The organism is Aureimonas glaciei, from assembly GCF_014643375.1.
Taxonomy (GTDB): domain Bacteria; phylum Pseudomonadota; class Alphaproteobacteria; order Rhizobiales; family Rhizobiaceae; genus Plantimonas; species Plantimonas glaciei.
Map to the genome: position 1 here is coordinate 145,791 of NZ_BMJJ01000009.1, position 11,424 is coordinate 157,214.

Below are 11,424 nucleotides of genomic sequence, written 5' to 3' on the forward strand. Positions count from 1 at the left end.
ACCGGAAAGGCGCGCCGTCTCGAAGCCGGCTGTGGTTCACGAGGTGGTGTAGCGGCTGTGCAAGACCTCTCTATGACAGTTCGATTGCAGTTTTGTGACGGTATAATTGATTGAAATTATTGGGTTCGCGAATCGCGGAGTCAGTGGACGTCCTTGACCGGAAAGCGTGCTGTGAAGGTCGAGCCCTGCCCCACCACGGAGTGCACGAGAAGCCGCGCGCGGTGGCGCACCAGGATGTTGCGGACGATCGACAGGCCGAGCCCGGTGCCCCGCCGGGCCCGCGATCCGCCGCTTTCGACCCGGTAGAATCGCTCCGTCAGGCGCGGCACGTGCTCGGCCGCGATGCCCGGTCCGAAATCGGTGACGGAGGCCTCGATGACGCTGCCGTCGCGGCCGCGGACCCGCTTCAGCGCCATCACCACGCGCTTGCCGCTCTCGCCGTACTTGCAGGCGTTCTCGACTAGATTGGAGAAGACCTGGACGAGTTCGTCGCGGTCGCCGGCGACGACATGCGCCCCGGCCTCGGCCTCGATCTCGATCGCCAACGCGCTCTCGGCGGCCAGTGGCGCCAGGGTTTCCTGCACTTCCGCAAAGACCTCGGCGAGGTCGACCCGGCCCTCGACCGCAACGTGGCGCTTCATTTCGATGCGCGACAGCGACAGGAGGTCGTCGATCAGCCGCGACATGCGCGCCGCCTGGTCGCGCATGATGTCGAGAAAGCGGGCCCTTGCGACGGCATCGTCGCGCGCCGCGCCCTGCAGCGTCTCGATGAAGCCGATCAGGGAGGCGAGCGGGGTGCGCAGTTCGTGGCTGGCATTGGCGACGAAATCGGTACGCATGCGCTCGATCCGGCGCTCGGCGGTGCGGTCGCGGAACAGCAGCAGGAAGAAGGACGGACGCTCGCCCTGTGGGGCCGGGATGGGCAGGATGTCGACGGACCAGAATCGGTCGGAGGCCCGGCCCTCGACGAAATCGGCATTGCCGGCCTTCTGTTCGCCGACGCAGGTTTCGATGGCCGCGAGGAGTTCGGGCGAGCGAAAGCGCAGCGAGATCGCGTCCCCCAGCGTCATGTTGCCGAAGGCGCGCTCCGAAACGCCGTTGCGGTAGCGCAGCAGCAGCGCGCGATCGAGGAGGAAGGCCGGCTCCAGCATGGCCTCGACCACCGCCTTGGTACCGGCGTCCGGCCACAGCGGCGACTGCCGGCGGCGCAGGTCGTCGCCGGCGCGCAGCCGCCGGCTGCTGCGTCGCGGCAGCAGGCAGAGCGCCATCATCAGCGCGAAGCCGCCGATCGCGGGCTGCCACGCCTCCGGATACATAGCGACCGTGAGGCCGAAGCCGGCGAGGCCGGCGAGGGCTGCCCGCCTCAGCGAGGTCGTCCGGCGCGGGCCGGCCGCATCGTCGGCCGGGGTCTGAGATTCACCTGTCGTCAAGCATACACCGGCTCGGCAGTCTGGCCGCCGATCGCTCCGGCGCAAAGCGAGCGGGAACGGGAGGCCGGCGGTTGGAAACGGCCGAGCATGACACGGCTTTGCTTCGATGGCATGTCAGCCCTCGAGAACCGTCTGCAGCCGGATGGAATAGAGGTCGAGATCGACGGCGGGCGCTGCCAGCGTCGGATCGATCGCGAGGGCGCCCGCCGCGTCGGCGCCCGCCGGCACGGCCATGTCGAAGACGAAAGTGTCGCGCGCCTGCGACGTCTGGAAGCGCTGGCGGGCGCAGACCGTCTCGCCCGCAAAGAGGCAGCGGATGGCGAATTCGCGGTTCGCGCCGTCGGACGACCCCGCCACCACCTCCACGCGCACGTTTCGGCCCTGGATCTCGCGGACCACGCCGGGCCCGATGGCGACGTTGATCTCGCCGCCGACGGCCGCCGGCGCAAACCGCACCGCCGGCTCTTCTCGGACGGTAACGCTGTCGACCGTGCCGCCGGACGGGGTGGCGATGGCGTCGAGCTGCTTGCCGTCGAAGATGCTGATCCATTCGGCCGAGGCGGCCCCCGCCGCCGTGTTGCCGGCGGTGTTCTCCTGCGTCCCGAGCGGGGTGACGATCGCGCCATAGAGCCAATAGATGCCGACCAGCAGCGCGAGAAGGACCGCGCTGGCCGCCAGACCGAAAGCGCGGCGACGCCGGGAGGGCTTCGGCTTGGCGCGCCATTGCTCGTCCGCCCTGGACAAGACGGTGGCGTCCTGGCCGGCGCGCAGACCGTCAGCCGGCCCGTCGGCGATCGATTCTCCCGGGGTGGCGGAATCCGCCGCGAGGTCGTCCTGCCCGCCGGCCCAGGAAGGCGGGAGAGCCGTGTCGTCGCGCGCCAGCGAGCCTTCGCTTTCCGCGACGAAGCGTTCTTCCTCTTCCCTGTGATTGACCGCCGCGCCCGGCAAGGAGGGAGTTGCAGCGTTCGAACGGTCGATCGCTTCGGTGGCGCCCTCTTCTCCAGCGACGCCGAAGGCGACGAAATAGTCCGCCTCGATCCGGTTGATCGTCTCGGCGAGGCGAACGCGCCGCGCATGCGCCGCGTCCTCGTCGATCGGATTGGCCTGCAGGAGACGCTCGAGCGCGCGCTCGGACGCCGTATAGATCGAGTCGCGAAACTGCGGATCGCTCGCATCGCCCGCGTCGAGCGCGCGTCTCAGGCTCTTCTCCATCGCGCTCACGGTGATCTCCAATGACAGTCGACAACAAAGTTACCGTATATGCGCCGCAAACGTAAACAATCGAGACAAAGCCGAGACATTGATCCCCAGGCGTGGCAATGGCCGGCATGGCGCGGCGGCTTCATCGTCAGTCATGCTGATCAATTCTCGTGCCGAAAAACCCGCGGCAGCCGGCGCTTTACTTTTTGGGCGGAAAGGCGATCTGGGGTCGACATTCCCCAGGAGATTGCCTTGGCCGAACCCTTGCTGCCCATCCCCCATGCCATCGCCGATCACGGCATCATCGGCGACATGCGCACCATCGCGCTCGTCGCCACGGACGGCACGATCGACTTCTTCTGCCACCCCGACCTCGATTCGCCGAGCGTGTTCGCCGGACTGCTCGACCCACAGCGGGGCGGGCATTTCCGCTTAGGGGTCGCCGACCCCACGATGAAGAACCGGCAGATCTACCTGCCCGACACCAACATCCTGATGACCCGTTTTCTCGGACTGGAGGGAATCGGCGAGGTATCCGACTTCATGCCGCTGGATGGCTCCGGACGGATCGTCCGCCGCGCCAAGGCGATCGTCGGCGCGGTCAAGTTCACCCTCAGCCTCGCACCGCGCCCCGACTACGGGCGGCTGAAGCCGGTGCTGGAAGCGATCGACGGCGGCTTTTCCGTCCGTTGGGAGGGCGGCGCCCTCTATTGCTACACGAAGATGGCCGTCCGCCTCGACGGTGACGTCGCAGAGGCGGAGATCGTGCTGCAGGAGGGAGAAATCTGCCACGTCGTCCTCTGCCCCGGGCGCAAGGACACGCCGGTGGTCGACGACGCCTATGTGCAGAAGGCCTTCCTCGATACCCGCGGCTTCTGGCACGGTTGGGTCGCATCGGGCCATTATCCCAAGAACTGGCGCGGGCTCGTCGTTCGCTCGGCCCTGACGCTCAAACTCCTGACGTCGCGGCAGCACGGCTCGATCGCCGCCGCCGCGACCTTCGGCCTGCCGGAGGTCTTCGGCGGCGAGCGAAACTGGGACTACCGCTTCTGCTGGGTGCGCGATTCCGCCTTCACCCTCTACGCCTTTTCCCGGCTCGGCTATTTCGAGGAGGCGGAGGCCTTCATCCATTTCCTCATGAAGCAGATCTCTGAGGACGAAGAGCCCGGACTGCAGATCATGTACGGCATGGACGGCACGAGGGAACTGCCGGAGACGACGCTGGATTCTCTCGCGGGCTTCGGCGGCGCCAAGCCGGTGCGCATCGGCAACGCCGCCTACAAGCAGCGCCAGATGGACATTTTTGGCGAGTTCATGGACGCCCTCTACATCTCCACCAAGGCGCGGGGCAAGCCGTCCTACGGTCTGTGGAAGAAGATCGTGCGGATCGTCGAATGGCTTTGCGACAACTGGCGCCTGCCCGATCACGGCATCTGGGAGAGCCGCGGGGAGCCGCAGGAATTCCTGTCCGGACGGCTGATGAGCTGGGTCGCGCTCGACCGGGCGATGCGGATCGCCGAGAAGCAGTCGCTGCCGGCCGACATCGTGCGCTGGCGGACCGAGCGCGACCGCATCCAGATCTCCATTCTCGACGAGTTCTGGAACCCCGAGGTCGGCGCCTTCACCCAGGTCAAGGGCGGCAAGGGGCTCGATGCCGTCGTCTTGCTGATGCCGCTGGTCAAGTTCATCAACCCGCGCGATCCGATGTGGACGTCGACGCTGGCGGCGGTGCGCCAGCACCTCGTCAAGGACTGCCTGGTCAGGCGCTATATCAACGATGCGGAAAACGGCGACGGGCTCGATGGCGAGGAAGGTGCCTTCACCATCTGCTCCTTCTGGTATGTCGAGGCGCTGGCGCGCACCGGCCACGTCTCGGAAGCGCGGTTCCTGTTCGAGAAGCTGCACAGCTACGCCAATCACCTCGGGCTCTATTCCGAGGAATTGTCCTCGGCCGGCGAGCATCTCGGCAATTTTCCGCAGGCCCTCACACATTTGTCGCTGATCTCGGCAGCCATCTGGCTCGACGGCGCGTTGACCGGGGGTAAGTCCGAGATACCGATGATGGAAGATCCCGATGGCATCTTTTGAACGCAACAGTCTCGCCGGCCAGACGGCCCTCGTCACCGGCGCCTCCTCCGGGATCGGCCAGGCCACGGCGATCGAACTGGCGCGGGCCGGCGCCAACGTCGTGGTCAACTTCCGCAGTTCAGATGAAGGGGCCGACGAGACGGTTCGGGCTATTGCCGCCCTCGGGCAAAAGGCCATCGCCGTTCAGGCCGACGTGTCGCGGGAAGCCGATATCCTCGCTCTGTTCGACGAGGCTGAGCGGCAGCTCGGGCCGATCGACATCGTCGTCTCCAATGCCGGGCTGCAGAAGGATGCGGCGATCGGCGAGATGACGCTCGACGACTGGAACGCGGTGATCTCGGTCAACCTCACCGGCGGCTTCCTGATCGGGCGCGAGGCGATCCGGCGCTTCCGCGCCAAGGGGCTGCGGCCGGAAATCAGCCCGGCGCTCGGCAAGCTGATCTTCGACTCTTCCGTCCACCAGCTCATTCCCTGGGCCTTCCACGCCAACTATGCGGCATCGAAGGGCGGGCTGAAGCTCCTGATGGAAACGCTGGCGCAGGAAGTCGCGGCGGAGAAGATCCGGATCAATGCCGTCGCCCCGGGCGCCATCGCCACCGCGATCAACGCCGAGGAACGGGAGTCCGGCGAGGACGACATGCTGAAGCTCATCCCCTATGGCCGGATCGGCGAACCCGCCGATGTCGGCCGCGTCGTCGCCTTCCTCGCCTCGGACGCCGCCGACTACATCACCGGCCAGACGATCTTCGTCGACGGCGGCATGACGCTGCAGCCCGCCTTCAAGGGCAATGGCTGATTTTCTCGGCTCCCTCTGATAAGGCCTCCGGCATCAACAGGCGGCACGAGGATATGAGCATGAGACTGAGCGGCAAGGTGGCAATCGTCACGGGCGGCGCCAAGGGAATCGGCAGGGCGATCGCCGAGCGCTATCTGGCCGAGGGTGCGAGCGTGATGATCGCCGATATCGACGCGGCAGCGGGCGAAAAGGCCGTCGAGGACCTGGCCGAGGTCGGGACGGTCGCCTTCACAGCCACCGACGTCTCCGATGCGGCGGCCGTCGCGCGGCTCGTTGCCGCCTGCGAGGAACGCTTTTCCCGGATCGATATCCTCGTCAACAATGCCGGCATCGTCCACAAGGCCGATTTCCTGGAGCTCGACGAGGCCGACTTCGACCGCGTGCTGAGGGTCAACCTGAAAGGCGCCTTCCTCTGCGGCCAGGCGGTCGCCCGGCACATGGTCGAATCCGTCAAGCGCGGCGGGACGCCCGGCACGATCGTCAACATGTCCTCGGTGAACGCCGTCTTCGCCCTGCCCGACCAGGTCGGCTACTCCGTCTCCAAGGGCGGCGTTAACCAGCTGACCAAGACCATGGCCCTGTCGCTCGCGCCCTTCGGCATCCGCGTCAACGCCATCGGCCCCGGCTCGATCATGACCGATCTCCTGGCCGCGGTCGCCAGCGACAAGGGCGCCGAGGCGCGCATCCTGTCGCGCACGCCGCTCGGGCGCATCGGCGATCCCAGCGAGATCGCCTCCGTCGCGACCTTCCTCGCCTCGGACGATGCGAGCTATGTCACCGGCCAGACCATCTATGCCGATGGCGGCCGCCTCGGCTTGAACTACACCGTGCCCGTCAAGGCGTAGACCGACCGGCGGCGTGCTTCGCACACGGAAAAGGCCGACCGCTTGCGCGGCCGGCCTTTTTCATTGAGCGCCAGGCGGTGACCCGAAGGTCGGCTCAGCGCTGCTCGTCTTCGTCGGCGTCGACGTCGGCCTGGCTGCGCTTCATGGCGGTCAGCTTGGCGAAGACAGCTGCGGCATCGAGCTCGCCGTCCTCGGAATCGGCACGACCGCGGTAGTTCTGCGTCTGCGCAGCCGAGAGCAGGCGCTCCTCCTCGGCGACTTCCTCTAGCCGCGGCATGCCGCGCGAGGCCTTCTCGATCTCCATGTCGAGATCGATCTGCGAGCAGAGGCCGAGCGTCACCGGGTCCATCGGCTGCAGGTTGGCCGAGTTCCAGTGCGAGCGCTCGCGAATCTGCTGGATGGTGTTCTTGGTGGTCCCGACCAGCCGCGAGATCTGCGGATCCTTCAGCTCCGGATGGTTGCGCACCAGCCAGAGGATGGCGTTCGGGCGGTCGTGGCGCTTGGAGACCGGCGTGTAGCGCGGGCCCTTGCGCTTGGCTTCGGGCACGCGGACCTTGGGGAGCGACAGCTTCAGCCGATATTTTTCGTCCGCCTCGCCGCGCGAAATCTCCTCTCGCGTCAGCTGGCCGGTCATGATCGGGTCCATGCCCTTGATCCCCTGCGCCGATTCGCCATCGGCGATCGCCTTGATCTCGAGCGGATGCAGGGTGCAGAAATCGCCGACCTGCTCGAACGAGAGGGACGTGTTGTCGACGAGCCAGACGGCCGTCGCCTTGGGCATCAAAAGTTGTTGGGCCATGAAGACAGTCCTCCGAGTCGCCTCCCCCGCTTGCGCGGGAACAGGCTGTGGATCGCACCACAAATTCTGGAAATCGACCTCTTTATAAGGGCTCCGCCGACTAACCGCAAGGAAATCGCGGCGGCTGCCGGGATTTGGCATCCGGCAGCCTAAACCAGGGTGCGAAATAGCGCAGCAGGCTCGTCGTCGACCGTCGACGCAAAGCGCCGGCCGCGCCGACGCCCCTGCCCCAGACTCAGCCGGCGAAATGGCGTGTCGTCAGGACAATCTTGCCGATGTGGTCGACATCCATGTGCCGGTGCGCTTCCGCGGCATCCTCCAGCCGGTAGGTCGTGTCGATCAGTGGAAGGACGCGCCCGTCGGTGAGAAGCGGCCAGACCTTCTCCTCCAGCTCGCGGGCGACCGACGCCTTGAAGGCGACGGTGCGGGCGCGCAGGGTCGAGCCGGTCAGCGTCAGCCGCTTGATCATGATCGGCTGCAGGTCGAGTTCCACCTTCTGGCCGCGGAGGAAGGCGATCTGAACGATGCGCCCGTCCTCAGCGGCAATCTTCAGATTGCGCGCGGTGTAGTCGCCGCCGACCATGTCGAGGATGACGTCGATCCCCTTGCCGCCGGTGGCGGCCTCGATCGCAGCGACGAAATCCTCCTGGCGATAGTCGATCGCGTGCCTGGCGCCGAGCTTCAGCGCGGCGGCGCACTTGTCCGGGCTGCCGACGGTGACGAAGACCTCGGCGCCGAAACGATGGGCGAGCTGGATGGCCGTGGTGCCGATGCCCGAGGTGCCGCCGTGGACGAGAAACCGCTCGCCGGCGACGAGGCCGCCGCGCTGGAAGACGTTGTGCCAGACGGTGAAGAAGGTCTCCGGCACGGCTGCCGCCTCCACGAGGCCGAGACCGGTCGGCACGGGCAGCGCGTTGTCCTCCGCCACGACGGCATATTCGGCATAGCCGCCGCCCGGCAGCAGGGCCATCACCTCGTCGCCGAGGGCAAAGCGTCCGGCGCCCTCGCCCAGCGCCGCCACGCGGCCGGCGACCTCCAATCCCGGCCAGTCTGGCGCGCCCTTCGGCGGGGGATAGGCGCCCATGCGCTGCAGGATGTCGGGCCGGTTGACGCCGGCAGCGTGCACCTCGATCAGGATTTCGCCGGGACCGGGCCGCGGAACCGGCCGGTCCTCCGGCACCAGCACCTCGGGTCCTCCGAACCCCTTTAGGACAATCGCCGTCATCGTTGCGGGCAAGGCCATGGTCGATCCTTCGTCTGTTCGGCCCCCTGATATAGGCGAGCCGCCGGGAATGACATCCGCGTTTACCCGCCATTAAGGATGATGGGTGTCTAATGGGGACATCCAGATTTCTGGTTAGGCCGGATGGCTCGCCATCCTGTCGGACGCCTCCCTGTTTAACTTCAGAGCCGCCTTGCCGCGGCTCTTTTTTTTGCGTTCCACTCAGGTTTGAGGCCGAACCAAACTGCTTAACCCGCGTTAACCAATCCAGCGAACACGGCTTGCCAATCGCCATCGCGGCGATCAGTTTCCGAAGACGGTCGCCTCCGGTTTTTGCCGATTCTTGGTGCCTATCCCAGAACTTACAGCGCGGTGATCCGTCCATGACCACGAACAGCTTCGGCCATGCCGGCGACGACCGCACTATCCGGCTGGCCGAACACATGGCGTTTTCACGCTCTTTCCAGCCGCTGTTCAACGAGGGCATGACGCTCGTCGACGAGACTGCGGTGTATCTCGACGGCGACGGTCGGGTCGACTGCAAGACCCTGTCGCGTCCCGCTGCCACGCTCTATGCCGCCGAATCCATGCGCCTGACGACGCGTCTGATGCAGGTGGCCTCCTGGCTCCTGCTGCAGCGCGCCGCCAACCAGGGCGACATGACGCGCGCCCAGGTCGAGATCGAGAAGGTCAAGGTCCGCCTGGAGGGCGTCGGCTCCGGACGGGACACGCCGATGTTCCACGAACTGCCGGAGGTCTTCCGCTCGCTGGTCGATCGCGCCCTGAAGCTCGAGCGGCGCATCGCCATGCTCGATCGCGAGATCTATGGCGCCTATCCCTCCTCGGACGAGATCGCCAATCCGGTCGGCGAGCAGCTCAACCTTCTGCGCACCGCCTTCCAGGCCTGAGCGCCGCCACCGCCGGCGAAGCGGCCCGTCACCCGCGGTCTTTGCCGCCACGGTGACCGGCCGTCAGGCTGGACGTGGCGCCGGTCTCACGTCCTCAATTCCACCCGATCGGCGAAGAGCGCCAGCGCCGCCGGATTGGCCAGCGCCTCCATGTTCTTCACCGGCCTTCCGTGCACCACCTCGCGCACCGCCAGTTCGACGATCTTGCCCGACTTGGTGCGCGGGATGTCGGCGACCGCCAGCACATGCGCGGGCACATGGCGCGGTGACGCGCCCCTGCGGATCGCCGTCTTAATCGCCTTGACCAAGGTCTCGTCCAGCTCGACTCCCGCCTTCGGCCGGATGAACAGGACCACGCGCACGTCGCCCTCCCATTCCTGACCGATGCAGATCGCCTCCATCACCTCGTCCATCTGCTCGACGATGTTGTAGATTTCGGCGGTGCCGATCCTGACCCCTTGCGGGTTCAGCGTGGCGTCCGAGCGGCCGTGGATGACGATGCCGTGGTGCTCGGTCCATTCGGCGAAATCGCCATGGCACCAGATGCCGGGGAAGCGCTCGAAATAGGCCGCGCGGTAGCGCTCGCCGGTCGGATCGTTCCAGAAGCCGATGGGCATGGCCGGAAAGGCCCTGGTGCAGACGAGATCGCCTTTCTCGCCGACCACGGGCCTGCCGTCGTCGTCCCAGACATCGACGGCCATGCCGAGGCCGGCGCCCTGGATCTCGCCCTCGTAGACCGGCAGCCAGGGAATGCCGAGGACGAAGCAGGAGAGAATGTCGGTGCCGCCCGAGATCGAGGCGAGATGCACGTCCTTCTTGATGCCGGCATAGACGAAGTCGAAGCTTTCCGGCGACAGCGGCGAGCCGGTCGACGCGATCACCCGGACGCTGGACAGGTCGTGCGTGTCAATCGGCCTCAGGCCCTCCTTGCGCACGGCATCGATGAACTTTGCCGAGGTGCCGAGAAACGTCGCCCGCTCCGCCGCCATGTAGTCGAAGATAACGTTGCCGTCGGGATGGAAGGGCGAGCCGTCGTAGAGGAGAAGGGTCGCGCCGGTCGCCAGCCCCGCGACCAGCCAGTTCCACATCATCCAGCCGCAGGTGGTGAAGTAGAAGACGCGGTCGCCCGGGCCGTTGCCGCAATGCAGGCGGTGCTCCTTCAACTGCTGGATCAGCGTGCCGCCGGCGGAGTGGACGATGCATTTCGGCACGCCCGTCGTGCCGGAGGAGAAGACGATGTAGAGCGGGTGGGCGAAGGGCAACCGCTCGAAGACGATGTCCGCGGCGGCAAAGGGCGCGATGAAGCTCTCCAGCGTGACCGCGCCGGGCAGGCCCGCGGCGACGCTCTCGGCCGCGCCCGTGTAGTCGACGACGATCGTCTTCAGGGGTTTAAGGGCCGCGACGATCGGGATAAGCTTCTCGGCGATCGCGATCGTCTTGCCGGCGTAGTAGTAGCCGTCGCAGACGATCAGGAGCTTGGGCTCGATCTGGCCAAAACGGTCGAGCACCCCGCGCTCGCCGAAATCGGGCGAGCAGGAGGACCAGACCGCGCCGATTGAGGTTGCCGCCAGCATCAGCGCCACCGCCTCCGGCAGGTTCGGCAGCATCGCCGCGACCCGGTCGCCGGCCACCACGCCCTCGGCGCGCATCGCCTGCGCGAGACGCGACACGAGCGCCCGCAGGGCCTCGTGCGACAGGCGCTTGGCCACCTTGTCCTCGCCGCGGAAGACCAGGGCATCGCCGGTCGCACCCGGTCGCAACAGGTTCTCCGCGAAGTTCAGCGAGGCGTCGGGGAAGAAGCGGGCCGACACCATGTCGCTCCCCGGCACGAAGATCCGCTCCCCCTTCGTGCCGATCACGCCGCCGAAATCCCAGACCTCAGACCAAAATTCGTCCGGCCGGTCGACCGACCAGGCGTGCAGCGCCAGGTAGCCTGCGGCTCGGCCGCCCCGGCCCGCTTTCTCCGCGAAGTCCGTCAGCGGATGCAGCGCAAGCCCAGCCTCGTCGGGTGTCCAAAGGAGTTTGGCAGTCATCGGCAGGTCTCCAGCAGCTGTCCGCTCCGGTGGTGACATGAGACCCTTGCCGCCCGCAACTGTTAACGCCGGCAGAAGCCAAGGGAGCCGAACCGCTGACGCT

Annotated in this window: 9 protein-coding genes; 4 read left to right on the top strand and 5 right to left on the bottom strand. The window is 66.8% G+C overall.

Annotated features, from left to right (window positions below; all coding sequences use genetic code 11):
• Positions 1-140: 140 nt before the first annotated feature.
• Together IEX88_RS18060 and IEX88_RS18065 are read right to left on the bottom strand one after the other, a co-directional pair.
• Positions 141-1,430 (bottom strand): ATP-binding protein, encoded by a 1,290-nt coding sequence (locus IEX88_RS18060; protein WP_244640313.1) that lies wholly within the window; start codon positions 1,428-1,430, stop codon positions 141-143.
• Between the two features lie 114 nt (positions 1,431-1,544).
• Entirely contained in the window at positions 1,545-2,651 is a 1,107-nt protein-coding gene (locus IEX88_RS18065; protein WP_188853354.1) for a hypothetical protein, read from the bottom strand.
• A gap of 231 nt (positions 2,652-2,882) precedes the next feature.
• On the opposite strand from IEX88_RS18065, the gene IEX88_RS18070 reads away from it, so the two are divergent.
• From IEX88_RS18070 to IEX88_RS18080, 3 genes are read left to right on the top strand one after another with little or no spacing between them, the layout of a single operon-like run.
• A complete protein-coding gene (locus tag IEX88_RS18070) occupies positions 2,883-4,718 on the top strand; it encodes a glycoside hydrolase family 15 protein (RefSeq protein ID WP_244640315.1) in 1,836 nt (611 codons plus the stop codon).
• On the top strand, positions 4,705-5,514 hold the full coding sequence (locus IEX88_RS18075; protein WP_188853355.1) for an SDR family oxidoreductase: 810 nt from the start codon (positions 4,705-4,707) through the stop codon (positions 5,512-5,514). Before IEX88_RS18070 ends, IEX88_RS18075 begins: the two co-directional genes overlap by 14 nt.
• 59 nt (positions 5,515-5,573) lie before the next feature.
• Positions 5,574-6,359, top strand: coding sequence for an SDR family NAD(P)-dependent oxidoreductase (locus tag IEX88_RS18080; RefSeq protein ID WP_188853357.1), 786 nt, complete (start codon positions 5,574-5,576; stop codon positions 6,357-6,359).
• A 94-nt stretch (positions 6,360-6,453) separates the two neighbouring features.
• Here the strand turns inward: IEX88_RS18080 and IEX88_RS18085 are convergent, their stop codons facing one another.
• Together IEX88_RS18085 and IEX88_RS18090 are read right to left on the bottom strand one after the other, a co-directional pair.
• A complete protein-coding gene (locus tag IEX88_RS18085) occupies positions 6,454-7,158 on the bottom strand; it encodes a DUF1013 domain-containing protein (RefSeq protein ID WP_188853360.1) in 705 nt (234 codons plus the stop codon).
• A 235-nt stretch (positions 7,159-7,393) separates the two neighbouring features.
• A complete protein-coding gene (locus IEX88_RS18090) occupies positions 7,394-8,401 on the bottom strand; it encodes an NAD(P)H-quinone oxidoreductase (RefSeq protein WP_188853362.1) in 1,008 nt (335 codons plus the stop codon).
• Positions 8,402-8,763: 362 nt separating this feature from the next.
• Between IEX88_RS18090 and rcdA the strand changes: the two genes are divergently transcribed.
• Entirely contained in the window at positions 8,764-9,288 is a 525-nt protein-coding gene (gene rcdA, locus IEX88_RS18095; RefSeq protein WP_188853363.1) for a protease adaptor protein RcdA, read from the top strand.
• 86 nt (positions 9,289-9,374) lie between these two features.
• Here rcdA and IEX88_RS18100 read toward each other — a convergent pair whose 3' ends face one another.
• Positions 9,375-11,321, bottom strand: coding sequence for an acetoacetate--CoA ligase (locus tag IEX88_RS18100; RefSeq protein ID WP_188853365.1), 1,947 nt, complete (start codon positions 11,319-11,321; stop codon positions 9,375-9,377).
• Positions 11,322-11,424 lie beyond the last annotated feature (103 nt).